We start from the raw sequence: 25,088 nt of genomic DNA on the forward strand, positions 1-25,088 counted from the left end.
GCGCAGATCCGTTCCCGAAGGTCCAAAGAATAGGGGTTGCCCATGATCCACCTCCCAGAAGAAGTGAATCAGAAAATCGGCACCATGTGAATCTCCGTCCGATTCAGATCAAACGCAAAACGCTTTAGTGTGACGCGTATCCGGCAGCGTTGAAGTATTCCCAGAACTCTTGCGGATCGTAGAGGTTGCAGATTTCGCCGATGGCTGCGAAGGCGGCGCCGTCCATGGCCCGCTTGATGACCGACGGCGCGATCGGGGCGTCATGGCTCAGCCGCTCGTTACATGGAACCCAACCTCGCAAACCCCTCACGGGGTTCCCTTGGCAACGGTGCTGGCATGACTTGGTCCTCCCGAACAGGGTGAACCAAAATTCTCGCGTCGGGGAAAGCGTCCGATCCAAACTGTCATCGAAACGCTGTCGCGATGATGATTTGCGCCCGCCCCGACAACTTGAAGCGAGTTCGGCGATGATCGGCGTTCGCCTTGCTGCTGTTCCCGCCTAGGCTTCGGCGCATCGCAAGGACAGACAGCCTGTCGATGCGCTCATGTGGAATATCCGGAATTCATCACGATTCCGAACACCGGATCAGCCGCGATGGCAGTCAGCCCGCTGCAGAATCCGACATCATCCGGCCGGTTCAGCGCGTGAATTTCTTGTATTTCACGCGCTTCGGCTCGATCGAATCCGGGCCCAGACGGCGGACCTTGTCGGCCTCGTAATCCTCGAAATTGCCCTCGAACCATTCGACATGGGCATCGCCCTCGAAGGCAAGGATATGGGTGCAGAGCCGGTCGAGGAAGAAGCGGTCGTGGCTGATGATCACCGCGCAGCCGGCGAAATCCTCAAGCGCGGCTTCCAGCGCCTGCAGGGTTTCCACGTCCAGATCGTTGGTCGGTTCGTCCAGCAGCAACACGTTGCCGCCCGATTTCAACAGCTTGGCCATGTGGACGCGGTTGCGTTCACCGCCCGACAGGAGCCCGACCTTTTTCTGCTGATCGCCGCCCTTGAAGTTGAAGGCGGAACAATAGGCGCGGCTGTTCAGTGTCGCATCGCCCAGTTCGATCTGCTCGGCGCCGCCGCTGATTTCCTCCCAGACGGTCTTGTTGGCGTCCAGCGCGTCGCGGGACTGATCGACATAGGACAGTTTCACCGTATCGCCAAGGGTGATCTCGCCGGCATCGGGTTTCTCGTTGCCGGTCAGCATGCGAAACAGCGTCGATTTGCCGGCGCCGTTCGGGCCGATCACGCCGACGATGCCCCCCGGCGGCAGGCTGAAGCTGAGATCCTCGATCAGCAGCTTGTCGCCCATCGCCTTTTTCAGGCCGGCGACCTCGATCACCTTGCTGCCAAGGCGCTCGCCATTGGGGATGATGATCTGGGCGCGGGACAGTTTTTCCCGCTCGGACTGGCCGGCCAGTTCGTTATAGGCGTTGATCCGGGCCTTTTGCTTGGCCTGACGGGCCTTGGCACCGGCGCGGATCCATTCCAGTTCCCGCTCAAGCGTTTTCTGCTTGGCCTTGTCCTCGCGCGCTTCCTGCTCCAGCCGCTTGGCCTTTTGCTCCAGCCAGCTTGAGTAGTTGCCCTCATAGGGGATGCCGCGGCCGCGATCCAGTTCCAGGATCCAGCCGGTGATATCGTCAAGGAAATAGCGGTCATGGGTCACGACCAGGATGGTGCCGGGATATTCGATCAGGTGCTTTTGCAGCCAGGCGATGGTTTCGGCATCCAGATGGTTTGTCGGCTCGTCCAGAAGCAGCATGTCGGGCGCCTCAAGCAGCAGCTTGCACAGCGCCACGCGGCGGCGTTCGCCGCCCGAAAGCGACGCGACATCGGCATCGTCTGGCGGGCAGCGCAGGGCCTCCATCGCGATGTCGATCTGGCTGTCCAGATCCCACAGGTTCTCGGCGTCGATCTGGTCCTGAAGCGCGGCCATCTCCTCGGCGGTTTCGTCCGAGTAATTCATCGCCAACTCGTTGAAGCGGTCGAGCTTGGCCTTTTTCGCGGCGACGCCCAGCATGACGTTTTCGCGCACGTTCAGCGATTCATCAAGCTGCGGTTCCTGCGGCAGATAGCCGACCTTGGCGCCTTTCGCGGCCCAAGCCTCGCCCGAGAAATCCCTGTCCATCCCGGCCATGATCTTCAGCAACGTGGACTTACCCGCACCATTGACGCCGACGACGCCGATCTTGACGCCGGGCAGAAAGTTCAGGCGGATATTTTCAAAGACCTTCTTGCCGCCGGGATAGGTCTTGGACACGCCATCCATATGATAGACGAATTCATAGGCTGCCATCGGACGCTCCTGTCAGGGAAAGAGATTTTGGCCGTGTTTAGGCGATCACGCGGCGAAGTTGAAGCGTTGCCGTGCGCGCAGCCTCGACAATCTTGCTTGCGGGCCGGTCGCGCGCCTTGTCACGCCCGCATGGAAAAGCGCCCCGGAAAGACCGGGGCGCACGATCTTGGGCGGGACATGGCCCCCCTCACTTCGGGTTATTCGGTTTCCCAGTCGCGCAACTCGCCATTCGGGGCATATTCCGCCTCGACCCAGTTACCCTGGGCGTCCACACCCTCGAACTCGAAACCATCGCTTTCCAGTTCGATCTTTTCAAAGCGGCCATCGACCGGAAAGCGCTCTGCATTCAGCAGGATATCGGGAAGTATCGCCCTGACTTCCGACACCGGGGCAAGATCGCTTCCCCCGACCTCGATTTCCTCCAGCGTGCCGTCGCGGTGAAAGTCGATTTCGACCATGGTGCCGCCGGGCAGGCGTCCCCTCAGATCCGGTCCCCGCCGGCGATCGCTGGTTCTGGGATCGGCATCGGTCAGCGCCAATGTCTCGATCGTCTTGTCCAGCGTCGCCCGATCGATCAGGGCGCGATCGCCCTGCGCAACGGCCGGCGCGGCAAGAAGGCTGCCGAGAATCAGCGGGTAAACAATCTTCATGACATCAACTCCTGAAGGGGAACCGACCGGCATGGAATTCCATGCGGTCTGTCGTTCATGGTTACCGGCCCCGAACGCGGCGGATTGGCAGAAGTTCCGGGCTGTCTTGGCCAGGACGGCGCGACCGGCTTGCCGGTCAGAGCCGTCCCCACAGGTCGTATTCGCCGGCCTCGTCCACCGTCACGGTGACGATATCGCCGGGGGCCAGCGCCTCGAATCCCTCGTCGATGAACAGGTTGCCGTCGATTTCGGGGGCATCGGCCCGGGTGCGGCAGGTGGCACCGCCCGCGTCCACCTCGTCCACGATCACCTCGATCTTTTGCCCGACCTTGGCGGCCAGTTTCGCCTCGGATATCGCCTGCGCCTTTTCCATGAAGCGGTTCCAGCGCTCCTGCTTGACCTCATCGGGGATGTGATCGGGCAGATCGTTGGCCCGCGCGCCGCGCACGTTTTCGTATTGAAAGCAGCCGACGCGATCCAGTTGCGCCTCGTCCAGCCAGTCCAGCAGGGTCTGGAATTCGGCCTCGGTCTCGCCCGGATAACCCACGATGAAGGTCGAGCGCAGGGTGATATCCGGGCATGCCGCGCGCCATGCGGCGATCTCGTCCAGCGTCTTTGCGGCCGCCGCAGGGCGGGCCATGCGTTTCAGCGTATCGGGGTGCGCGTGCTGGAACGGGATATCCAGATAGGGCAGCACGAGGCCATCAGCCATCAGCGGGATCAGATCGCGCACATGCGGATAGGGATAGACGTAGTGCAGCCGCACCCATGCGCCCAGCCCGCCCAGATCGCGGGCCAGATCGGTGATATGGGCGCGGTGGCCGCGTTCGGTCGCGAATTTGCGGTCCAGACCATAGGCGCTGGTATCCTGGCTGATTACCAGCAGTTCGCGCACGCCTGCCTCGACCAGCTTTTCGGCCTCGCGCATTACCGCATGGGCGGGGCGGCTGACCAGCTTGCCGCGCATGTCGGGGATGATGCAGAACCTGCAGGCGTGATTGCAGCCCTCGGAGATTTTCAGATAGCTGTAATGGCGCGGCGTCAGCTTGACGCCCGAGGCCGGCAGCAGGTCGATGAACGGGTCCGGGCTGGGCGGCACGGCGCCATGGACGGCATCCAGCACCTGCTCATATTGCTGCGGCCCGGTCACCGCCAGCACCGAGGGATGCGCGCCGGTGATATATTCCGGCTCGGCCCCCAGACAGCCGGTGACGATCACCTTGCCGTTCTCGGACAGCGCCTCGCCAATGGCCTGCAGCGATTCCGCCTTGGCGCTGTCCAGAAAACCGCAGGTATTCACGATCACCGCGCCCGCGCCCTTGTAATCGGGGCTGATCGCATAGCCCTCGGCCCGCAGGCGGGTCAGGATGCGTTCGCTGTCGACCAGCGCCTTGGGGCAGCCAAGGCTGACCATGCCGATGGTCGGCTGCCCGTCCCTTCGCGTGGTGTCGAAGACGGGGGCCGGGGCTAGATCGGGGCGCAGCAGGGGCGGGTTCTGGCTCATGGCCGGCATATAATGCGATCCGGGCGGCTTGTTAAGCATCCATGCACGCAAGCTACACCGGAACTTCATTTTGCTTTCGGCGTTGCCCCGTGCAATCTGCGCGCCATGACGACCAGGACGACCATGACCCGAGTGACCGCCGCCATCGGCCTGACCCTGACCCTGATGCTGGCGGCCTGCGTCGCCACCTCCAGCGCCCCGCCGGCCGAGGCCGCGCCGCGCGGCAAGCCCATCGTGATCCGCGACAATCGCGGCGGCAATGTGCTGGAGACGGTGAGATACCGCAACAAGCTGGCCGCCAGCGGCCGCCCGGTGCAGATCCGCGGCTATTGCCGTTCGGCCTGCACCATGCTGATCACCCTGCCGAATGCCTGCCTTGGCCGCGGCGCGACGATCGGCTTTCACGCGCCGCGCATCCCGAATACGACGATCATCCCGCCGCTGGTCGATCAGATCATGGCCAGCTATTACCGCAACGGCATCCGCGCCCGCTGGGATGCCGAGTGGAAATATTCGCTGGAGATGCAGAAGATCTCGGCCCGGGAATATGTGAAACTCGACCCGCAGACGCGGCTCTGCGGCGCATGATCGCCTTCATCGCAGGAGAATGACATGAAAGGTTTTCACTGGGCCGCCGCGCTGCTGCTTGGGTTTTCCACGCCGGCGCTGGCCGGCGCCCAGCTGAGCATATCGCTGGAAACCGGCGCCGGGGCCGAGATCGTCACCGCGAATTACGACTGCAGCGGCGCGGCGCCGCTGGAGGTGCAATATATCAACGCCGGCGAGAACAGCCTGGCGCTGGTGCCGGTCGAGGGCGAAGCGCTGGTCTTTGTCCAGGTGCCCAGCGGCTCGGGCGCGCGCTATGTGTCGGGGATCCATGAATGGTGGGACGATGGCGAGGGCGCGACGCTGAAAAACTCCCTGAACGAAGAAGAGATGTCGCTTTCCTGCTCCGTGATCCCGGCCGAGGGCGGGGGCGCGGCGGATCAGGAGGGTTAGCCCGCCACCACCCGCGCCCGGTCACGACCGGCCCGACGAGATCGATACGGCCCGCCCTGATCCGGCGGGCCGTCTTGTCCTTGCGTGATCTGGCCGGCGTTCAGCGCGCCGCCAGCAGTTCGGGCACCGACAGCAGGATGAATTCGTTATCCGCCGCGCGGCCGATCTCGCGCCCGCCCGAGAAGGGCAGGTTGTTGTCATTGGCAACGATGATATGGCTCTCGTCCAGCCGTGCCACATCCTCGATGGTGAAGAAGGGAAAGCTGAAATTCGCGCCCTCGGCGCTTGTGCCCGGCAGCGCCTTGCCGTCCGGGTCGGCGATATCCAGCAGGTTCACATGGCCGATGCGGCGGATATAGCCCTGCTCGTCCCGGCTGGCGGTATCGACCAGAACGATGTTCTTGACCCGCGCGGGCGCCGGGTAGCAGCCCGCCGGGTCGGCGCCCTCGGCGCAGGATTTCGCCGCATCGCCCTCGCCGTTGTCGCGCTCGATCACCAGCGCGCGGGTGCCGTCGATGAAGTTGAAATCCCCGATCGCGGTCGCCCCTTCGGTCAGGCGAAAGCGATAGCTGTCGCCGGTCCAGTCGCCGGCCCCGGTGTCAAAGGTCATCACGCGCAGGAAATCGCCCTCGGGCTGGCCGTCCTCGCCCAGCAGGGGCTTTTCCAGCATCGCCCAGAGCAGGCCGGTTTCGGGTTGCAGCGCCATGCCCTCGTAGCCGCCCGAGCGCTGGACCCGGAAATCCGTGCCGGGCTGGGCGGGCACCAGCATGCCGTCGGTATCGGGACCGGCCAGGATCTCGCCGTCCAGCCGGGTCGGAAACACCTCGAGCAGGCGACCGTCGCGGGCCACGCGCAGGATATAGGGGCCGAATTCCTCGCCGATCCAGAATTCGTCGTTCAGATACTGGATGCTTTCGGGGTCGAAATCCGCGCCGGTCAGATAGCGGCTGTCGGTCGCCTCATTGGCGATGCGAAAGGGCGCCTTGTGATCGGGGTCGCGCAGAAAGATGGTCTCGGCCCGGGTGACCGTGCCGGTCTGGAAATCGGGCTGCATGCGGTGCAGGAACAGCATCGCGTCGGGGCTGTTCACCTTGCGGCCGAAACCGTTATCGGTCAGCGTGAACCAGCTGCCATCCGCGGCCCGGTTCATGGCCAGGCCCGACATGCCCTGCAGCGGCTGGCCAAGAAAGGGCAGCGAGATGCCGGTCTTGTGGCTGCCATAGGTGGCGCCGGTATCGCCCTCGACGCTCATCGGGGTTTCGTTGCGGCTCTGGCCGGTGAACTTGCCCGAGATCCACAGATCGCGCGGCGCATCGGCGGGCGGCGCGATCAGCGAAAAGGCGGGCAGGACGGCATGGCCGGCCAGGGTGGCGGGGAACAGCTGTTCCTGTGGCGCTTCCTGCGGGGCCGCCTGTTCCTGCGCAAAGGCGGGGGCGGCGACGGCGCAGGCCAGCAGGGCGATGGAAAGACGCATGACGTGGCTCCTGTGCAAGCGATCGTCACACCCTGCTAATCGCCCGCCGTGACAGTTCCGCTGCAAAAGGGTGGCGAAACCGTGACGCGCCGGCCGTCACTCGCGCAGACGCCAGCCGGTCAGGAAGATCCGGCGGATCGCCGCCATGCAGATGGCGATGGTCAGCGCCACCGCGAACAGCGACAGCCCCACCGGCACATCGGCCAGCCCGAAAAACGACCAGCGAAAGCCCGAGATCAGGTAAAGCACCGGGTTCAGCTTGGCCACCCCCTCCCAGAAGGGCGGCAGCATCGAGGCCGAATAGAAGGCCCCGCCCAGAAACACCAGCGGCGTGATCACCATCATCGGAACGATCTGCAACTGCTCGAAATTCTTTGCCCAGAGCCCGATGATGAAGCCCAGCAGCGAAAAGGCCAGCGCCGTCAGGAACAGGAAGGCCAGCATCCAGACCGGATGCGCGATATGGACGCCGTTGAACCAGAAACTGGTCAGAAGGATCACCAGCGCGATCAGCACGGCCTTGGTCGCGGCGGCGCCGACAAAGCCCAGGGTGACCTCGACCCAGCCGGTCGGCGCCACGAGATATTCATAGATCGTGCCCGAGAATTTCGGGAAATAGATGCCGAAACTGGCATTGCTGACCGATTGCTGCAAGACCGTCAGCATCATCAGCCCGGGCACGATGAAGGCGCCATAGGGCACGCCCTCGACCGACTGGATGCGGCCGCCGATGGCGGCGCCGAAGACGACGAAATACAGCACCGTGGACAGCACCGGCGAGGCCAGCGACTGCCAGATCGTGCGAAAGAACCGCGCCATCTCATGACCGAAGATGGCGGCGACGGAACGCCAGTTCATGCCCGTTCCTCCTTGGCTTCTTCCTCGACCAGCGAGATGAAGATCTCTTCGAGGCTGCTTTGCTTGGTCGAGACATCGCGCACGGAAATGCCGTTCTGTGCCAGATCGGCCAGCAGATGCGCGATGCCGGTGCGCTCGGCGCGGGTGTCGTAATCATAGCCCAGCGACTGGCCGTCCGGGGCAAGCACCATCCCCCGGCCCTGCAGCGCGGCGGGCAGCGCGGAAAGCGGCTGGTCCAGCTGGATGGTCAGGCGCTTCTTGCCGAATTCGCCCATCAGCTGGTCCTTGGGCTGGCACAGCAGCAGCTGGCCGCGATTGATGACGCCGATGCGGTCGGCCATGTCCTCGGCCTCTTCCAGGTAATGGGTGGTCAGGATGATGGTGACGCCCTGCGCGCTGAGGTCGCGCATCACCGCCCACATCTCGCGCCGCAGGGCGACATCGACGCCGGCGGTCGGCTCGTCCAGGAACAGCACCTTGGGGCGATGCGCCAGCGCCTTGGCGATCAGCACCCGGCGCTTCATGCCGCCCGACAGCTCGCGCGTGCGGGCATTGCGCTTGTCCCAGAGCGCGAGACTGCGCAGAAGCTGCTCGAGATAGGCTTCGTCGCGCCCCTCGCCGTAAAGGCCGCGGGTAAAGCGCACGCAGTCGATGACATGCTCGAAAGGTTCAAGCAGGATTTCCTGCGGCACCAGACCGATCAGCTTGCGCGCCGCGCGCCAGTCGGTGCGGATGTCGTGGCCGCCGACGCGCACCGTGCCGCCGGTCGGCACCACCAGCCCGCAGATGATCGAGATCAGCGTGGTCTTGCCGGCGCCATTGGGGCCGAGCAGGGCCAGGATCTCGCCCTCGGCAATCTCCAGCGAGACATCGTTCAGCGCCACGGTGCCGCTGTCATAGCGTTTCGAGATATGGTCGATTTCGATGATCGGACGCATGCGCCCTCCTTCGGGTCGGGCCGAGGGCCGTTGCGCTACCACATCGTGCGGGCGGCGCGTTCGGGCCATTCGGCGTCATAAGCCGCTCCGCCGACCTCATCCGAGGACAGCACGGACAGGATTTCGCCCGGTGTGGGCAGGCTGGCGGAATCGTCATGCCCGTCCCACAGGCTGGCGCGGTTCACCGCCCGGGCGCATTGGAAATAGGCCTCGGCCACCCGCAAGACAATGACCGCGCGCGGAAGTTTTTCGCCGCGCGCGAATGTGGCGCGCAGATCGGCGTCGTCGGTGACACGGGCATGGCCGCGCAGACGCAGCACCGTGGCCGAGCCGCGGATCAGGAACATCAGGCTGGCGCGGCCATCGGCGACGATATTGGAAATGGAATCGATACGGTTATTGCCCTGCCAGTCGGGCAGCGCGACGTGATGCGGATCCAGCAGCCGCGCCACCGGGCCGTCATCGCCGCGCGGGCTGGCATCGGTACCGCGCGGCCCCTGCGTGGCCAGCACGCAAAAGCGCGAGGCAAGCAGCAGCCGCGCATATTCCGGCGTGACGCGATCCGCGACCTTGCGCAAGGCGGTCGCGCCGGGCGGGTCGTAGATCCCCGCCAGATCGTCTTCGGTCAGCCAGCGCATATCCGCCCCCATTGCCCATTCCCGCGCGGCGGCAGCTTCCGCGCCCGGGCCGGGAATGTCCATAGCGACGCGATTGGCCGCGGCGCGGGCATAAGCCCCGGTGCCGTCTGTCAGATATTTCAGGCTTTCCGTCAGGTTCTTGACCCATGCGGCGCCTCGGCAGGGTAACGTCATCGACGCTTCTGGCCCTAAACCGCCGGTGGGGAAACGCTCGGTGAACCGAAATGCCGATAGACCAGATCGGGTGGGTCTTGCCTTGCAGCGTCAACATCAAGTGTTGCGCCAAGAGGTTGCGCGAGCTTGCGGGAACGCAGGTTGTCCGGGTCGACATAGCTGACTAATGTGGGCAAGCGCCTGACGTTTTGAGCCCATATTAACGCGACCTTGCCGAACCTTCACTGCCCGTGCATTCGTCCGGTGTCAGCCCTTATATGCCCTTTTAAAAATCGTTCTATTTCTACTCGACCTCGGACTGGATCTGATAGCGCATGGCAATCGCGAGGCGGTTCCAGAGATTCATCAGGCCGATCAGCATGGTCAAATCCGCTATTTCCTTCGTGTCGAAAAGATCGACCAAGGCGTCATATTCGGCATCGGAAGCTCGGCTCCCGCCAATCTTCGTCACGGCTTCAGCCCAGCCGAGCGCAGCCCGCTCTCGCTCTGACCAAATCGCGGCTTCATGCCAGCCACCGAGTAAGATAAGTTTGCGTTCTGATACGCCCGCCTTGATCGCCGCTTGACTGTGCATGTCGAGGCAGAAGGCACACCCATTGATTTGAGAAATGCGAACTTTCACCAGCTCGATCAGGGCTTTGCCAAGTGAGGAACCGTAAAGCTTCTGGTCTACGACGGCGATCGCTTTGTAGATCTCGGGTGAAACTTGTTGCGGTGAGATACGGCCTGTACCAGTCAACTGCATGCTCCTTGATGTCTTCCTGTGCGGTCTACAGGGATAGCTAAAGATCGTCAAAGTCGGTTTTGTCCCGCATAGCAGCCGGCCAGCATGGGGCATCTCTGGCTGACCTTTGCGCTGGAAGTGCCTGACGCTTCCGCCTGTCAGGACCGGCGATACAGCGCCTCGTCAGTCAGCTATCTCAGGTATCTGACACCCGGGGCCGGGGCTGCCTAGCGCGCCGGAGGAGCAAGCTGGCCGCCGGCCTCGGCGAACAGGCGCAGGCTGGCGGCCTCGATGCGGTCCTCCAGGATCTCCATGACCGGTCCGGCGCGCTCGCCGGGCGGCAGGGGCGGCAGGAACTCGATCACCGCCGTGCCGCGCCGGATCGGATAGCCGCGCTTGGGCCAGAACATGCCGCAATTCACCGCCACCGGCACGATGGGCAGGCCGGTCGCGCGCTGGATCAGGCCGACACCGTGCTTGTAGGGGACGCTGGTGCCGGGGCGGGTGCGCGTGCCCTCGGGGTAGAAAATCAGCTGGCCGAGGCCATCGGGGCTGGCCATGGCGGCCTGCACCTCGGCGGCGATCTGCTTCATCGCCTCCTTGCCGCGCGCGCGGTCGATGGGAATGCTGCCGACCTTGCGCGCGAACCAGCCCATGACCGGCACGTTCAGCACCGCGCGCTTCATCACGAAGGCCCGGCGCGGGCAGGCCTGCGCCAGCGCCAGAATGTCCAGAAAGCTCTGATGTTTCGAGGCGATCAGGCAATCGCCGGCGGGGGGCGTGCCGCGAAACTCGACCCTGACGCCCAGGATGACCCGCGCCGCGCCCATCATCTGGCGCAGCCAGACGGTCGCCACGTGATTGGCATGCGCCCGCCCGCGCAGCCCCTGCGGCAGCCCCCAGAGGCCCAGAACCAGGGTCGCGAGCGCGATATAGAGGTAATAGGCCAGTGTACGGAGCCAATCCAGCGGCGAGGCCGGGCGCGGCCGGTAGTCGGTCATCAGCGCACCTCGCGCAGCATGCGCAGCGCCGCCCAGCGGGTGGCGACAAAGCCGATGGCGGCGGCCACCACCGGGATCAGGACCGGCAGCAGCCAGCCCCAGCCCCGAAAGCCGAGCCCGGTCAGAAAGCCGCCCGCCCCGTCGACCGAGGGCAGCGCCCAGATCGCCAGCATCCCCAGCACCGTGCCGCCGGCCGCCCCCAACGCCGCGCGGCGGGTAAAGCGGCGCACGAAGGCGGTGGCGATGGTGATGTCGCGCGCCCCGACCAGGCGCAGCACCCGGATCACCTGCCCGTTCGCGGCCAGCGCCGCCTTGGCCGCCAGCGTGATCATCGCCCCCGAGGCCGATGCGATCAGCAACAGCGAGAACAGCCCCAGGATGCGCAGCCGGTTCGCCGCGCTGACCAGCGGCTGGCGCCAGCGGGTATGGTCGTCCAGCACCGCGCCCGGCGCCTCGCCCTGCAGGCGCAGGCGCAGCGCCTCGGCATCGAAGCCCTCATCGGCCTCGACCAGTTCGATCAGCCGCGGGATCGGCAGCGCCTCGATCGGAAGATCGGGGCCGAACCAGGGCTCCAGCAGCTTTTCGACCTGCTCGTCGGGCAGGACCCTGGCTTCGGCGATGCCGGGCGTGGTGTCCAGCGCCGCCATCACGGCATTCACCTGCCGGTCGATCTGATCGGGCGGCGCCTGCACGCGCACGGTCATGGTCTGGGTCAGTTCGCTGGACCAGCGTTCCGCCAGCCGCCCGGTCGCCAACGCCAGCGCCATGGCGAACACGGCAAGAAACGCCATCGCGGCGGCGGAAAACAGCGTCAGCTGCGCGGTAAAGCCGGTCGGCGGCACCACGCGGTCGGCCCCCGCCGCATCGGGCCGGGTCAGCCCGCGCCACAGTGTCGCCAGGTCAAGCGATTTCAGTTCGGGTTTCCTCACAGGTCTGCCCCCGCAAGTTGCAGTTTCATGCCCGCGATGCGCAGCACCCTTGCCTGCACCTGCTGCTTGGCGGCGCGGACCAGGTTCAGGTCATGGGTGGCGATCAGCACCGCCTTGCCCGACCGGTTCAGCTCGATCAGCAGTTGCAGCAGGCGCATCGACATGTCCCAGTCCAGATTGCCGGTCGGCTCATCGGCCAGGATCAGGTCGGGTGCCATGATGACGGCGCGGGCCAGCGCCGCGCGCTGACGCTCGCCGCCCGACAGTTCCGGCGGCATGGCGCGGGCATGGCGCGACAGCTGCACCCAGGCCAGCAGATCGCCAAGCGCCGCCATGTCGACCGCCTGCCCGGAAATCATCAGCGGCAGGGCGATGTTTTCCGCCACCGGCATATGGTCCAGGAATTGCGGGTCCTGATGGACCACGCCGACCCGGCGGCGCAGCCCGGCAATGCCGTCGCGCGACAGCGCCCGGACATCCTGGCCAAAGGTCGACATGCGCCCGGCCGAGGGCAGCAGATCGGCGTAGCACAGCCGCAGAAAGGTCGTCTTGCCCGCCCCAGACGGCCCGGTCAGGAAATGAAAGGAACCCGGCTGAAGGCTCAGCGTCATGTCGGCCAGCAACGCTTCGCCGCCGCCATAGCCGAAGGACAGGTTCTGCATCTCGATCACGGTCCACTCCTCTGGCTGCCGCCCGCTTGGCGCGCGGTTCGCGGCTTGATAGAACAGTCTGGCGGCGAATGCGAGACGCCCGCTTGACCGAATTCGCAGCCGAGGAAAGTTGAAAGGACCCGCCCATGCGCCTGACCTGCCCCCGCTGCGCCGCCCAGTACGAGATTTCGGATGCGGCCATCATGGCGGCCGGGCGCGAGGTCGAATGTTCGGCCTGCGGCCATGTCTGGCACCAGCCGGGTCCGGCGAAAACCGCCAAAACGGCGATACCGGACACGCCCCGGCACAGCCCCCAGGACAGGCCCCAGGACAGGCCCTATGACCCCGACGAGCGCCCGGCGCTGAACCGGCCGCTGAACGAATCGGTCCTGTCGATCCTGCGCGAAGAGACCGCGCGCGAACTTGGCGCGCGCCGGGCCGCCCCCCCCGCGACCGGCCCGACGGTGGATCACATCCGCGCGAAGAAAGCGCCCGCCGCGATCTATGACCACATCCCGCCGCGCCGCGTGCCGCCCCTGGGTATCCACAGCGAAACCGCGCCGCCACCGGCGGCCGACCCGTCCGACAGCGAATGGCCGGCAACCACCGTCACCGCCGGCGCCGAGGGCATCCCGGCCGATCCGGTCACCCCGGCAGCACTGCCCGACGCCACGGAACTGGCGGCGACGCTGACCCGCACGGGGCCGCCCCTGCCGGCCGGCGATGCACCCGCTTTGACCGAAGGCCCGGCCCGGGCAGAAACCGTGGCCGATGCCGAGCCCCCGCCAACGAGCGACCGCCCTGCGGCCGATGCCGCGCCGCTGGCCACTGCTGCGGCCATCCCGGCCGCCACCCCGGTCCGAGGCGGCTCGGGCTATATGACGGGTTTCGGGCTGGCGGTCATGATCGCGCTCGGGGTCGTCGCGCTTTACGCGCTGGCGCCAAGGGTCGCCGCCGATGAGGAAGCGGGGTTCCTGTCGGTCTTCCGGCAGGAACTCGACCGCGGGCGGCTCTGGCTTCACGATCGCATCATCGGCGAAGAATAGCTCAGAACCGCTCCAGCAGGCGGCCCAGATAGTCGCGCTCGTCGCGCGGCCGTTCTCGCTCGCCGCTGCGCCGCCGGATCTCGTCCTGAAGATCGCGCGCCTTGCGCGAACGGTCTGCCCCTTCGGCCAGGGGATCGCCGCCGCTGAGCGTGCTGCCATCGCCCGACAGGGCACGCCCCAGCGGATCCATCTGCGGCGGCGTATCATAGGGCCGCTCGAGCGCGCGCTTGCCGCCCGGACCTTCGCGGAACCCCTCACTGCCGTCCTGCGCGCTTTCGCCCTGCTGGTCCGCGCCCGGCTGGCCTTCGCCCTGCTGCTGCTGACCCTCGGCCCCCGGCTGCGGGTTCTGGGCCAGCGCATTGCCAAGCGCGCGCATGCCTTCGCGCAGGGACTGGATCGCCTGCGCCTGACGGCCCATCGCGCCGCCGGGATCGCCCTGGCGCAGGGCCTCCTCGGCCTCTTCCATGGCGCGGCCGGCCTCGTCGAGATTGCGCCGCGCCTCCTCCCCCTGGTCGGTGCCGCGCCCGGGCAGCAGGCCGCGCTGACGGCCCAATTGCTCGCGCAGCTGGCGCTGGCGGTCGGCCAGTTCCTGATTCCCGGCGCTGCCCTGACCCTGCTGGCCCGGCTGCCACTGGCCGTACTGGTCCTGCATCTGGCGCATCGCCTCATCGGCCAGATCCTGCTGCTCGCGCAGCGTCTCGGCCAGTTGCCCCATCCGCCCCGAGCGCGCCGACGAGGACGGATCGTTGCTGTTCGTCACCCGCAGATTCTGCATCATGCGGTTGAACTGCTCCAGCAGTTCCTGCGCTTCGGCCATGCGGCCCTCGTTCATCAGGCGCTGGATCTCGTCCATCATCTGCTGGATCTGATCGCCGGTGATCTGCTGGTTCGCGCCCTGCGGCGAGCGGTCGAAGCGCTCGGAGGGATCCTCGCCCTGCCGCTGGGCCAGCATCTCGATATATTCGTCGGTGGCCTTGCTCAATTCATCCATCAGGCGCTGGATCTCGTCGGGACTGGCGCCGTTGCGGATCGCCTCGGACAGCCGCTCCTGCGCCTGCTGCATGCGTTCCAGCGCATCGGCAAGGCCGCCATCCTCAAGCTGGACCGCGGCGTCCCACAGCACCTGGGCCAGCCGGTTGCGCGCCTCCTCGGTCAGGTTGCCGGATTCCAGCGTGCCGACGGCGCCCCGCAGCCCGTTGTAAAGCTGTTCCTCCATGAAGCCGTCGGGCTGCCAGCTGATCGCGCGCAGGACCTCGGCACTGCGCCCGGCATTGTCGCGCGACCACAGAAGATCGCGCCGCAGCTCGATCAGCGCGGCGGCCAGCGGGTCGAAAAAGCGCCGGCCGGGCAGGATCATCGGCAGGGGCGGCGACGCGCCCTCCTGCCCGATCCCGTCGCTGACCTTCAACGAGACGGTCACCGGCAGATTGGCCCAGGGGTGGCGCGACAGATCCTCGACCAGCCGGCCGCGTATATCCTGGCGCCCGCCCGAGGCCGGCAGCGGCAGCACAAGCGTGATCGCGTCGCGCGGCTCGGGCTCGGCGGCAAGGCCGAAGCGGCGATCGACCGCGCCCATGTCCAGCGCGACGACCGCCTGCCCGCCCGCCACGCCGTTATCGTCGCCGGCGGTGAAATCCTGGATGAAGCGGCCGTCCGCGCGCCGCTCGGGGGCGGTGCCCGGCGCGACATGGGGGGCGGCATCGGGCAGGACGTTGATCGGGAACCGGCGGCCCGCGACCTCCAGCACGCCGTCGCGCTCGGCGGTGAATTCGGGCGCCGAGGGGTCGGCATCCGCAACGGCCGTGCCGATATCCTGCGTGATCCGCGACGGCCCGGCATAAAAGCGGAAACTCAGCACCGTGCCCTCGGGCAGTTCCAGCACCTCGCCCTCGGGCAGGGGGTTCAGGTAAATGGTCGGCCGGCGGGTATAGGCGGGCGGCTCGGCCCATCCTTCCCACATCGGCGCGGCCGGCACATCGGGGCGGATCTCGGGCGCGGGGCGAAAGGTCGCGCCAAGCGCCGCGATCCCCTGCCCAAGCCGGCCCGAGGGCGCAAAGATCAGCGCCATGACCAGCGCGACCAGCCCGACCAGCCGCAAGGCCGCCGGGTCGCGCCAGCGCAGCCGCGCATCCGGGGCAACCGGGCGGGCGGCCGAGGCCAGCTGCGCCATCCGCGCCAGATGCGCGCGCCACAGCCCGGCCGATCCGTCATCATCGGCCCCGACCGCGACCCGGTCGCGCAGCGCGGAAAGCGGCTGTCCCGGCAGGGTCGCATCGACCCTGAGCCGCGCGCCGTCCGCGCTTGGCAGACGGAACCGCCAGAGCCCCCGGCCCGCCAGTACCAGCACCACCAGACCCACCGCGACCATGATCCAGCGCAGCATCCGCGCCCCGAACAGATCGGCCGCGCCGAATGCCAGCGCCGCCAGCAGCAGGGCCAGCACCACCGCCAGCGGCCAGAAGGCCCGGGCAAGCGCCTCCCACCACATGCCGGCGCGGGTCAGGCCGACCGCGCGCGACGCCGCTGAGAGGTGCTGTCCCTGTTTCATGCGGCCAATATCCCACGGGCGCCCGGGGGTGTGGAACCCCCGGCAGGAATCCGGTGCAAGGAGCCGATCAAAGCCATGCGGGGATGGTATCGCGTCCCAGCATTTCCTCAAGCGTCGGCCTTGCCCGAATGACGGCGAATTGATCGCCGCTGACCAGCACCTCGGGCACCAGCGGCCGCGAATTGTATTCCGAGGCCATCACCGCCCCGTAAGCCCCGGCCGAGCGGAAAGCGACCAGATCCCCCGCCGCAAGCCCCGGCAATTCCACGGCCTTTGCAAAAGTATCGCCGGTTTCGCAGACCGGCCCCACCACGTCATGCGGCGCGAGATCCGCGCCGGGCGGGGTTTCGCGCAGCGGGACGATATCGTGATGCGCGCTGTACATGGCCGGGCGGATCAGGTCGTTCATCGCCGCGTCGAGGATCAGGAAGTCCCGCCCCTCGCCCTGTTTCGGATAGATGACGGAACTCAGCAGGATACCGGCATTGCCGGCAATGTTGCGCCCCGGCTCGATCTCGATCTCGCAGCCCAGATCGCCCACGGTGTCGCGAATCACCTGGCCGTATTCGATCGGCAGGGGCGGCGCGTTATTGTCGCGGCGATAGGGGATGCCCAGACCGCCGCCCATGTCCAGCCGGCGAATGTCATGGCCATCGGCGCGCAGGGCGCGGGTCAGTTCGGCCATCTTGGCATAGGCCTGACGGTAGGGGTCCAGATCGGTCAGCTGGCTGCCGATATGCATGTCGATGCCGACCACCTCGATCCCCGGCAGGCGGGCGGCATGGGCATAGACATCGCGCGCCCGCGCGATGGGGATGCCGAACTTGTTTTCCGATTTCCCGGTGGCGATCTTTTCATGCGTCTTTGCGTCGACGTCCGGGTTCACCCGCACGGCAATCGGCGCGCGCAGCCCCATGGAATGCGCGACGCGCGACAAAAGCGCCATCTCGGGCTCGGATTCGACGTTGAACTGGCGGATGCCGCCCTCGAGCGCCATGCGCATCTCGGATTCCAGCTTGCCCACGCCCGAGAACACGATCCGCTCGCCCGGCACGCCCGCCGCGCGTGCCCGGGCATATTCCCCGCCCGAGACGATATCCATGCCCGCGCCCAGATCGCCCAGCAGCTTGAGCACCGCGATATTCGAATTCGCCTTGACCGCGAAGCAGACCAGATGATCGGTCCAGTCCAGCGCCTGCTGAAACAGCTTGAAATGCCGGGTCAGCGTGGCGGCGGAATAGACATAGACCGGCGTGCCGACGGCCTGCGCGATGCGCGTCAGCGGCACGTCCTCGGCATGCAGCCAGCCATCCACATAGTTGAAGTGATCCATCAGGTAATCCTGCGAGAGCGGATGAAAAGATAAAGCGGCAGCGCGCAGCCGATGCCAAGCGCCAATGCCGGCAGGGTCCAGAGCGCGGCCCAGTTGCGCCGCACCATGGTCTCGGTCAGGCACCAGAGCGCCAGCGCGATCTGCGCCACGATCTCGGTCGCGCGGGTGCCGGCCCAAGGCAGATCGCCCTGCCACAGCGCCAGCGCCGCGCCCAGCAATGCCAGCACCAGCCAGCACAGCCGCAGGGGCGTCAGGTCAAAGGGTCGAGACAACACCGATACGTGCCTCACCGCTGATGTCCAGACCCGGCGCGGGCTGGTCGGTATCGGGCCGCGTGGGCGGACCATCCACGCCGCAGCCGGCAAGCGCCGCGACCAGTGCCAGGGCGATCAGGGGAGCATATCGGGTCATGCGCCTTCTCCGTTCAGCTTCTTTTGCCAGCGGGCGATCTGGGCGCGTACCTGCGCCGGCGCCGTGCCGCCATAGCTGGTCCGCGAGGCGACCGAGTTATGCACGCCCAGCACATTATAGATATCCTCGGTTATCGCCGGATTGACCGATTGCATCTGCTCCAGCGTCAGGTCGGGCAGATCGACGCCCGCCTGTTCGGCCATGGCAACCAGCGCGCCGGTGGCGTGATGGGCGTCGCGGAAGGGCAGGCCCGCCTCGCGCACCAGCCAGTCGGCCAGATCGGTGGCGGTGGAAAAGCCCGCGCCCGCCGCCGCCTCAAGCCGGTCGCGATTGGCGCTGAGGTCGGACAGCATGCCTTCCATCGCGGCCAGCGCCAGCATCAGGTTGTCGGCGGCGTCAAAGACCTGCTCCTTGTCCTCCTGCATGTCCTTGGAATAGGCCAAGGGCAGGCCCTTCATCACCACGAACAGAGCGACGGCCGCACCCAGAATCCGCCCGATCTTGGCCCGGATCAGTTCCGCCGCATCGGGGTTTTTCTTCTGCGGCATGATCGAGGACCCGGTCGAGAAACGATCCGACATGGTGACAAAACGGAACTGGGCCGAGGACCAGATCACCAGTTCCTCGGCCAGCCGCGACAGATGCACCGCGCAGATCGCGGCCGAGGACAGGAATTCCAGCGCGAAATCGCGGTCGCTGACCGCATCCAGGCTGTTGGCCATCGGCCGGTCGAAGCCAAGCGCCTGCGCCGTCGCCTCGCGGTCGATATCGAACCCGGTCCCGGCCAGCGCCGCCGCGCCCAGGGGCGATTCGTTCATCCGCCGGCGCGCATCCTGAAAGCGCGACAGGTCGCGGGCGAACATCTCGACATAGGCCATCATGTGATGCCCCCAGGTGACCGGCTGGGCGGTCTGAAGATGGGTGAACCCGGGCATGACCCAATCGGCCCCGGCCTCGGCCTGCGACAGGGCCGCGCGGATCAGTGCATCCAGCCCGGAAATCGCCGCATCGCACTGGTCGCGCACCCAGAGCCGGAAATCCGTCGCCACCTGATCGTTGCGCGACCGCGCCGTGTGCAGCCGGCCGGCCGGCTCGCCGACGATTTCCTTCAGCCGCGATTCCACATTCATGTGAATGTCTTCCAGCGCGGTGGAAAAGGGGAAATCCCCCGCCTCGATCTCTGACAAGACCGTGAGCAGCCCTTTCCCGATCGCCTCGGCATCGCTAGTGCTGATGATGCCTTGTGCGGCGAGCATCGCGGCATGGGCGCGGCTGCCCCGGATGTCCTGGGCATAAAGCCGCCGGTCGAAGCCGATCGAGGCATTGATCGCCTCCATGATCGCATCAGGTCCGGCGGCGAAACGTCCACCCCACATCTGGTTGGCGGTGTTGGCGGGCTGCTCGGTCATGACATGTCCTTCGGGGGGTAGAATGCTGCGTTGGCTGGTTCTTTATACGGCACTGGGGATCGGTGCAAATGCCGCTGCCGCCGGGGAAATCGACTGGCAGGCCGCGCATGAAGGCGGGCTGGCCAAGCTGGCGCAGACCGATCCGACCCCGGTCCCCGCGACCGAATTCACCGACCCCGAGGGCGGCACCCATTCGCTGGCCGATTACAAGGGCCAGGTGGTGCTGCTGAATTTCTGGGCGACCTGGTGCGCGCCCTGCCGCGAGGAAATGCCCTCGCTCGACGCGCTGCAGGCCGAAATGGGCGGCGAGGATTTTCAGGTCGTGACCATCGCCACAGGCCACAATCCCCCTGCCGCGATCACGAAATTCCTGACGGAAACCGGGATCGAGAACCTGCCCCTGCTGCTGGATCCGCGGCAGAAACTGGCCCGCGAAATGGGCGTTCTGGGCATGCCCGTGACCGTGCTGATCGACCGCGACGGCAATGAGATCGCGCGGCTGATCGGTGGCGCGGACTGGGCGTCCGAGACGGCGAAAACCCTTATCCGGCAGGCGACAGCGCCCTGATTTCCGCATGGCGCGGGCAGCCGGTCATGTGGTCGTTGACCAGCCCGCAGGCCTGCATGAAGGCATAGGTGATGACCGGGCCGCAGAACTTGAAACCTTGCTTTTTCAGCGCCTTGGACATGGCTTCGGATTCGGCGGTTCTTGTCGGGACCTGTGCCATGCCGGCGAAATCGTTCTGGATCGGGCGGCCGTTCACGAATGACCAGATAAAGGGGGAAAAACCTCCGTCCGCCTCGATCTCCAGATAGCGGCGCGCGCCGGTAACCGTGGCCTCGATCTTGCCGCGATGGCGGATGATGCCGGGGTTTTGCAGGGCTTTGGCGACCTGCGCCTCGCCCCAGGTCGCGACGCGTTCGGGGTCGAAACCCTCGAAACACTCGCGAAAGGCGTCGCGCTTGCGCAGGATGGTGATCCAGCTGAGACCCGCCTGGAACCCGTCCAGCACCAGCTTTTCCCAAAGCGCGCGCGAATCGTATTCGGGCACCCCCCATTCCGTGTCGTGATAGGCCACGTAAAGCGGATCGGTGCCGCACCAGGTGCAGCTTTGCGGGGTGTCGGTCATCTTCCGTTAACCTCGAATCCAGAAAGCATCTTGGGTTTACGCGATCTTAGGGGATGATCGCCAGAGTTCCGGCGATGACAGGAGCTTGGCATGACCGACAAAATCGATTCGCGCCCGGAATTCGGCTCGCCGCTGGATTTCGCGGTGGATCAGCAATCCCGCCTGACGATGGCCACGGTCAGGCGGTCGGTGGCCCGCGGTGACGCGGTGCTGGCCTATCAGCCGGTGGTGCAGTCGAATCGCACCCAGACCCCGGCCTTTCACGAGGGGCTGATCCGCATTCTCGACGAAACCGGACGGATCGTGCCGCTGCGCGACTTCCTTCCGCTCGCCGAAACGACCGAACTGGGGCGGCAGATCGACTGCCTGTCGCTGTCGCTCGGCCTCAAGGCGCTGGCCGAGGAGCCCTCGTTGCGGCTCTCGATCAATATGTCGGCGCGGTCGCTCGGCTATCCGGCCTGGCTGCGGACGCTGCGCTCCGGCATTGCCGGGGACGACCGGATCGCCGAGCGCCTGATCCTCGAGATCACCGAAAGCTCGGCCATGAGCATGCCGGAACTGGTCGGCCGTTGCATGCAGGAATTGCAGGCCCATGGCATCAGTTTCGCACTGGACGATTTCGGCGCCGGCTATACATCGTTTCGCTATCTGCGCGATTTCTGCTTCGACATGATCAAGATCGACGGGCAGTTCGTCCGCGAAATCGCATCGCATCGCGACAACCAGGTCCTGGCCCGTGCCTTGCAATCCATCGCGCATCATTTCGACATGTTCACGGTGGCGGAATCGGTCGAAACCGCCGATGACGCTGCGTTCCTGATCGATATGGGTATCGACTGCCTGCAGGGCTATTATTTCGGCGCCCCGACCATCGTCCCGCCGTGGAAAACCCCGAACAAAGCGGCTGCGAAAGGCTGAGCGTTCCGGCCGGGGGTGGGTGGCCGGCGGCCCGGACTCCGCTTGACCTCGGCAAATGAAATGGCGAACAGTTCTCCTGTCTCCGAGCAACTCGGCCATCATGAAAGGAGCCTGTCATGACCAAAGCCGTAATCGTATCTGCAGCCCGAACCCCCGTAGGCAGCTTTCTCGGATCCTATGCGAGCCTGCCCGCGCATGACCTTGGGGCGGTCGTCCTGAAAGCCGTCGTCGAACGCGCCGGGATCGACCCCTCGGAAATCTCGGAAACCATTCTGGGCCAGGTGCTGAGCGCCGGCCAGGGCCAGAACCCGGCCCGCCAGGCCCATATCAATGCCGGTTTTCCGCGCGAATCCGCCGCCTGGGGCATCAACCAGGTCTGCGGATCCGGTCTGCGCTCGGTGGCGCTGGCGGCGCAGCAGGTGCTGCTGGGCGACGCCACCATCGTTGCGGCGGGCGGACAGGAATCCATGTCGCTCTCGGTGCATGCCGCCTATATCCGCGCCGGCCAGAAAATGGGCGATATGAAGATGCTCGACACCATGATCCGTGACGGGCTCTGGGACGCATTCAACAATTACCACATGGGCCAGACAGCCGAGAACGTGGCCGAGAAATGGGGCATCACCCGCGAGGAGCAGGACGAATTCGCCGTCGCTTCCCAGAACAAGGCCGAAGCCGCGCAGAAGGAAGGCCGCTTCAAGGATGAAATCGCGCCGGTAACCGTCAAGACCCGCAAGGGCGATATCGTGGTCGATAGCGACGAATACATCCGCCTCGGTGCCACGCTGGACGCCATGCAGAAACTGAAACCCGCCTTCACCAAGGACGGCACGGTCACTGCCGCCAATGCCTCGGGCCTGAACGACGGTGCCGCCGCCGTGCTGGTCATGACCGAGGATGAGGCAAATCGTCGCGGCCTGACCCCGCTTGCGCGCATCGCCTCTTACGCGACGGCGGGGGTCGATCCGGCAATCATGGGCACGGGTCCCATTCCGGCCAGCCGCCGGGCACTTGAAAAGGCCGGCTGGAAAGTGGCCGATCTGGAACTGGTCGAGGCGAACGAGGCCTTTGCGGCTCAGGCCATCTCGGTCAACCGCGACATGGGCTGGGATCCGGCGATCGTGAACGTGAACGGCGGCGCCATTGCCATCGGCCACCCGATTGGCGCCTCGGGCGCGCGTATCCTGAATACGCTGCTGTTCGAGATGCAGCGCCGCGGCACCAGCAAGGGGCTGGCGACGCTCTGCATCGGCGGCGGCATGGGCGTTGCCATGTGCCTTGAACGCTGAGAAAGGTCTAAGCGGCAGGCGCGCGCAATTATCTTGCGCGCGCTGCACCATCTGGATAGCATAATTACAGGCGGAAGGCTCGGAGGGAGAAAATGGCAAAAGTGGCTCTTGTGACCGGCGGATCGCGTGGGATCGGCGCGGCGATTTCGAAAGCCCTGAAAGAGGCGGGGTATACTGTCGCGGCGAACTATGCCGGCAATGACGAGGCGGCGCGCGCCTTCACCGATGAAACCGGCATCAAGACCTACAAGTGGTCGGTCGCGGATTACGACGCCTGCGCCGCCGGCATCAAGCAGGTCGAGGAAGAACTGGGCCCCGTCGACGTGCTGGTCAACAATGCCGGCATCACACGCGATTCGATGTTCCACAAGATGACGCCGCAGCAGTGGAAAGAGGTTATCGACACCAATCTGACCGGCCTCTTCAACATGACCCATTCGGTCTGGGGCGGGATGCGCGATCGCAAATTCGGCCGCATCGTCAATATCAGTTCGGTCAATGGCCAGAAGGGACAGGCCGGACAGGCGAACTATTCCGCCGCCAAGGCCGGCGATATCGGCTTTACCCGCGCCCTGGCGCAGGAGGGCGCGCGCGCCAATATCACGGTGAACGCGATTGCGCCCGGCTATATCGGCACCGAAATGGTGCGCGCCATCGACGAGAAGGTGCTTAACGAGCGTATCATCCCGCAGATCCCGGTCGGACGCCTGGGCGAGCCCGAGGAAATCGCCCGCGCCGTCGTCTTTCTGGCTGCCGACGATGCCGGCTTCATCACCGGCGCGACCATCAGCGCGAATGGCGGTCAGTTCTTCAGCTGACGGGCGCAGGCGAGACACCCCCGAAAAGGCAACGGCCCGCGTCACTCGCGGGCCGTTTCTCTTATCCTTCCAGAAAGCTGCGGGCGGCGGCGCCGCCCGCAAGACCCGTCAGTGCGACAGGCGCGCGATCTCTTCCTTGAGGCGAAGTTTTTCCTTTTTCATCTGCGAGATGGCAAGGTCGTCCACACCCGGACTGCGATGTGCGTCCTCGATGGCGTTGGACAGTGATTGGTGTTTCCGGCGAAGCTCCTGCACGTGGGATTCAACCGACATTCAGTCCTCCTCTTGGATTGATCGAACCCAAGGATTGCAGCACAGAATCGTCATATTGTCACCGAAAATCGGCCCCCCCGCGCGAAAGCGCCGCAGCATCGCGCAAAACCGCCTGCGCGGCGGGGGTCAGGTCCTCTCCATCCCCGGAATGTGACGGTTTTTCATGCATGATAAAGGGGGCGAGCAGGCGCAGGGGCGCACGCGCGCCCTTGCGCGCCACGATGATGACGCGCCCGGCCTCGCGCCCCTCGCGGGGCGCCACTGGCAGGATTGTGATCGCCCCGGCCCGACCCTCCAGTGCCGACATCAGCATGCCCAGCCGTTCGGTGCGCTGGATCAGGGTCAGATGCCCGCCGGGACGCAGACGCCGCAACGCGGCATCGATCCAGACGGCAAGCGGGGTGTTCTCGTGCCGCGCGGTGCTGCGCCCGGCATCGGGCGCCGCCGTGCCGGCGGTGAAATAGGGCGGATTCGCCATCACATGGTCAAATACCGTATCACGCAGGGTCGCGGGCATCCGCGCCAGATCCCCCTGGAAGATCTGCGCGGCGATACCGTTGGCATCGGCATTGCGCCGCGCCAGTGCCGCATATTCGGGCTGCAATTCCAGCCCGCTCAGCATGATGCCCGGCACGCGAATGGCCACGCAAAGCATCGCCACACCGGCCCCGCAGCCCAGTTCCAGCAGGCTTTGCCCGGCACGGGCCGGGCAGGCCGCGGCCATCATCACCGCATCGGCCCCGGCGCGATAGCCGCCTGCGGGCTGGGTAATGCGCAGCCTGCCGCCCAGGAACCCGTCCTCGCGCAGGTCACTCATGATGAATGCGGTTGTCGCGCAGAATGGCACGCGCCAGGAACAGGTCGCGATCCGCGACCACCAGCCGGCGCGGCAGAATCCCCAGCGACCCTTCCAGCACGCTCATGTGCTGATCGAGCTGAAAGGACGTGATGCCCTCGGCCGCCAGCAGGTCGGCGGCGCGGGTAATCAGCAGGGGGTCGGTTGTGCGCAGGAGCTCTTTCATGTCTTCTCGAGGTTATGCGGCGGTTGCACAGGTGTCCATTGCATGGCAATGCCTTGCG

General features: G+C 66.0%; 27 protein-coding genes. 7 read left to right on the forward strand and 20 right to left on the reverse strand.

Annotation, left to right across the window (positions count from 1 at the left end):
* Nucleotides 1–638 precede the first annotated feature (638 nt).
* The 3 genes from ettA to rimO all read right to left on the reverse strand — a co-directional run bounded on the left by ettA (nt 639) and on the right by rimO (nt 4,448).
* On the reverse strand, nt 639–2,294 hold the full coding sequence (ettA, locus tag IT41_RS11835; protein WP_036741571.1) for an energy-dependent translational throttle protein EttA: 1,656 nt from the start codon (nt 2,292–2,294) through the stop codon (nt 639–641).
* Nucleotides 2,295–2,491: 197 nt separating this feature from the next.
* Nucleotides 2,492–2,944, reverse strand: coding sequence for a hypothetical protein (locus IT41_RS11840; RefSeq protein ID WP_036741575.1), 453 nt, complete (start codon nt 2,942–2,944; stop codon nt 2,492–2,494).
* A 136-nt stretch (nt 2,945–3,080) separates the two neighbouring features.
* Nucleotides 3,081–4,448 carry a 30S ribosomal protein S12 methylthiotransferase RimO gene (gene rimO / locus IT41_RS11845; protein ID WP_036741697.1) on the reverse strand — a complete coding sequence of 456 codons (1,368 nt, stop codon included), beginning with the start codon at nt 4,446–4,448 and terminating at the stop codon, nt 3,081–3,083.
* 123 nt (nt 4,449–4,571) lie between these two features.
* Here rimO and IT41_RS11850 point away from each other — a divergent pair, with 123 nt between their 5' ends.
* Both IT41_RS11850 and IT41_RS19480 read left to right on the forward strand, forming a co-directional pair.
* A complete protein-coding gene (locus IT41_RS11850) occupies nt 4,572–5,036 on the forward strand; it encodes a hypothetical protein (protein WP_231564739.1) in 465 nt (154 codons plus the stop codon).
* Nucleotides 5,037–5,060: 24 nt separating this feature from the next.
* The gene (locus IT41_RS19480; RefSeq protein WP_052081467.1) at nt 5,061–5,447 is read left to right on the forward strand and encodes an MliC family protein; all 387 of its coding nucleotides are present in this window, start codon (nt 5,061–5,063) and stop codon (nt 5,445–5,447) included.
* Between the two features lie 100 nt (nt 5,448–5,547).
* Here the strand turns inward: IT41_RS19480 and IT41_RS11860 are convergent, their stop codons facing one another.
* The 8 genes from IT41_RS11860 to IT41_RS11895 all read right to left on the reverse strand — a co-directional run bounded on the left by IT41_RS11860 (nt 5,548) and on the right by IT41_RS11895 (nt 12,854).
* Entirely contained in the window at nt 5,548–6,921 is a 1,374-nt protein-coding gene (locus IT41_RS11860; RefSeq protein WP_036741578.1) for an esterase-like activity of phytase family protein, read from the reverse strand.
* A 96-nt stretch (nt 6,922–7,017) separates the two neighbouring features.
* Nucleotides 7,018–7,779: an ABC transporter permease gene (locus IT41_RS11865; protein ID WP_036741581.1), complete on the reverse strand. Its 762-nt coding sequence runs from the start codon at nt 7,777–7,779 to the stop codon at nt 7,018–7,020.
* Nucleotides 7,776–8,717: an ABC transporter ATP-binding protein gene (locus tag IT41_RS11870; protein WP_036741583.1), complete on the reverse strand. Its 942-nt coding sequence runs from the start codon at nt 8,715–8,717 to the stop codon at nt 7,776–7,778. The genes IT41_RS11865 and IT41_RS11870 overlap by 4 nt, the downstream gene beginning before the upstream one ends.
* Nucleotides 8,718–8,752: 35 nt before the next feature.
* Nucleotides 8,753–9,529 carry an MSMEG_1061 family FMN-dependent PPOX-type flavoprotein gene (locus IT41_RS11875; RefSeq protein ID WP_331435309.1) on the reverse strand — a complete coding sequence of 259 codons (777 nt, stop codon included), beginning with the start codon at nt 9,527–9,529 and terminating at the stop codon, nt 8,753–8,755.
* 283 nt (nt 9,530–9,812) lie between these two features.
* Nucleotides 9,813–10,274, reverse strand: coding sequence for a carboxymuconolactone decarboxylase family protein (locus tag IT41_RS11880; protein ID WP_036741586.1), 462 nt, complete (start codon nt 10,272–10,274; stop codon nt 9,813–9,815).
* A gap of 206 nt (nt 10,275–10,480) precedes the next feature.
* Complete coding sequence (locus tag IT41_RS11885) at nt 10,481–11,254, reverse strand: lysophospholipid acyltransferase family protein (RefSeq protein WP_036741589.1); 774 nt, start codon at nt 11,252–11,254, stop codon at nt 10,481–10,483.
* Complete coding sequence (locus tag IT41_RS11890) at nt 11,254–12,183, reverse strand: cell division protein FtsX (protein ID WP_036741592.1); 930 nt, start codon at nt 12,181–12,183, stop codon at nt 11,254–11,256. The genes IT41_RS11885 and IT41_RS11890 overlap by 1 nt, the downstream gene beginning before the upstream one ends.
* The gene (locus tag IT41_RS11895) at nt 12,180–12,854 is read right to left on the reverse strand and encodes a cell division ATP-binding protein FtsE (RefSeq protein WP_036741594.1); all 675 of its coding nucleotides are present in this window, start codon (nt 12,852–12,854) and stop codon (nt 12,180–12,182) included. The genes IT41_RS11890 and IT41_RS11895 overlap by 4 nt, the downstream gene beginning before the upstream one ends.
* 125 nt (nt 12,855–12,979) lie before the next feature.
* Between IT41_RS11895 and IT41_RS11900 the strand changes: the two genes are divergently transcribed.
* A complete protein-coding gene (locus tag IT41_RS11900; RefSeq protein ID WP_036741595.1) occupies nt 12,980–13,879 on the forward strand; it encodes a zinc-ribbon domain-containing protein in 900 nt (299 codons plus the stop codon).
* Between the two features lies 1 nt (nt 13,880).
* Here the strand turns inward: IT41_RS11900 and IT41_RS11905 are convergent, their stop codons facing one another.
* From IT41_RS11905 to argH, 5 genes are all read right to left on the reverse strand, one after another.
* Nucleotides 13,881–16,427: a DUF4175 domain-containing protein gene (locus IT41_RS11905; protein WP_036741596.1), complete on the reverse strand. Its 2,547-nt coding sequence runs from the start codon at nt 16,425–16,427 to the stop codon at nt 13,881–13,883.
* A 67-nt stretch (nt 16,428–16,494) separates the two neighbouring features.
* On the reverse strand, nt 16,495–17,760 hold the full coding sequence (gene lysA / locus IT41_RS11910) for a diaminopimelate decarboxylase (protein WP_036741597.1): 1,266 nt from the start codon (nt 17,758–17,760) through the stop codon (nt 16,495–16,497).
* Complete coding sequence (locus IT41_RS11915) at nt 17,760–18,035, reverse strand: DUF2834 domain-containing protein (protein ID WP_036741598.1); 276 nt, start codon at nt 18,033–18,035, stop codon at nt 17,760–17,762. Before IT41_RS11915 ends, lysA begins: the two co-directional genes overlap by 1 nt.
* Entirely contained in the window at nt 18,016–18,171 is a 156-nt protein-coding gene (locus IT41_RS21315) for a lipoprotein (RefSeq protein WP_175496415.1), read from the reverse strand. The genes IT41_RS11915 and IT41_RS21315 overlap by 20 nt, the downstream gene beginning before the upstream one ends.
* The gene (argH, locus tag IT41_RS11920) at nt 18,168–19,580 is read right to left on the reverse strand and encodes an argininosuccinate lyase (RefSeq protein WP_036741600.1); all 1,413 of its coding nucleotides are present in this window, start codon (nt 19,578–19,580) and stop codon (nt 18,168–18,170) included. The genes IT41_RS21315 and argH overlap by 4 nt, the downstream gene beginning before the upstream one ends.
* Nucleotides 19,581–19,605: 25 nt before the next feature.
* Here argH and IT41_RS11925 point away from each other — a divergent pair, with 25 nt between their 5' ends.
* Nucleotides 19,606–20,148 carry a TlpA family protein disulfide reductase gene (locus tag IT41_RS11925; RefSeq protein ID WP_231564742.1) on the forward strand — a complete coding sequence of 181 codons (543 nt, stop codon included), beginning with the start codon at nt 19,606–19,608 and terminating at the stop codon, nt 20,146–20,148.
* Here IT41_RS11925 and IT41_RS11930 read toward each other — a convergent pair.
* Nucleotides 20,123–20,710: a DNA-3-methyladenine glycosylase I gene (locus IT41_RS11930; RefSeq protein WP_036741603.1), complete on the reverse strand. Its 588-nt coding sequence runs from the start codon at nt 20,708–20,710 to the stop codon at nt 20,123–20,125. The genes IT41_RS11925 and IT41_RS11930 overlap by 26 nt on opposite strands.
* A gap of 90 nt (nt 20,711–20,800) precedes the next feature.
* On the opposite strand from IT41_RS11930, the gene IT41_RS11935 reads away from it, so the two are divergent.
* From IT41_RS11935 to phbB, 3 genes are all read left to right on the forward strand, one after another.
* Nucleotides 20,801–21,628: an EAL domain-containing protein gene (locus IT41_RS11935; RefSeq protein WP_036741605.1), complete on the forward strand. Its 828-nt coding sequence runs from the start codon at nt 20,801–20,803 to the stop codon at nt 21,626–21,628.
* 116 nt (nt 21,629–21,744) lie between these two features.
* A complete protein-coding gene (locus IT41_RS11940; protein ID WP_036741606.1) occupies nt 21,745–22,917 on the forward strand; it encodes an acetyl-CoA C-acetyltransferase in 1,173 nt (390 codons plus the stop codon).
* 92 nt (nt 22,918–23,009) lie between these two features.
* Nucleotides 23,010–23,735 (forward strand): acetoacetyl-CoA reductase, encoded by a 726-nt coding sequence (phbB, locus tag IT41_RS11945; protein WP_036741607.1) that lies wholly within the window; start codon nt 23,010–23,012, stop codon nt 23,733–23,735.
* Nucleotides 23,736–23,843: 108 nt separating this feature from the next.
* Here phbB and IT41_RS19935 read toward each other — a convergent pair whose 3' ends face one another.
* Genes IT41_RS19935 through IT41_RS11955 form a run of 3 tightly spaced genes read right to left on the reverse strand, consistent with a single transcriptional unit; the run spans nt 23,844 to nt 25,030 of the window.
* Nucleotides 23,844–24,008, reverse strand: a complete 165-nt coding sequence (locus tag IT41_RS19935; RefSeq protein ID WP_074948107.1) for a YdcH family protein — start codon at nt 24,006–24,008, stop codon at nt 23,844–23,846.
* Nucleotides 24,009–24,066: 58 nt separating this feature from the next.
* A complete protein-coding gene (locus IT41_RS11950) occupies nt 24,067–24,825 on the reverse strand; it encodes a tRNA1(Val) (adenine(37)-N6)-methyltransferase (protein ID WP_036741609.1) in 759 nt (252 codons plus the stop codon).
* Nucleotides 24,818–25,030, reverse strand: a complete 213-nt coding sequence (locus IT41_RS11955; protein WP_036741610.1) for a putative signal transducing protein — start codon at nt 25,028–25,030, stop codon at nt 24,818–24,820. The genes IT41_RS11950 and IT41_RS11955 overlap by 8 nt, the downstream gene beginning before the upstream one ends.
* Nucleotides 25,031–25,088: the final 58 nt, after the last annotated feature.

The sequence above is a fragment of the Paracoccus halophilus genome, assembly GCF_000763905.1.
Taxonomy (GTDB): domain Bacteria; phylum Pseudomonadota; class Alphaproteobacteria; order Rhodobacterales; family Rhodobacteraceae; genus Paracoccus; species Paracoccus halophilus.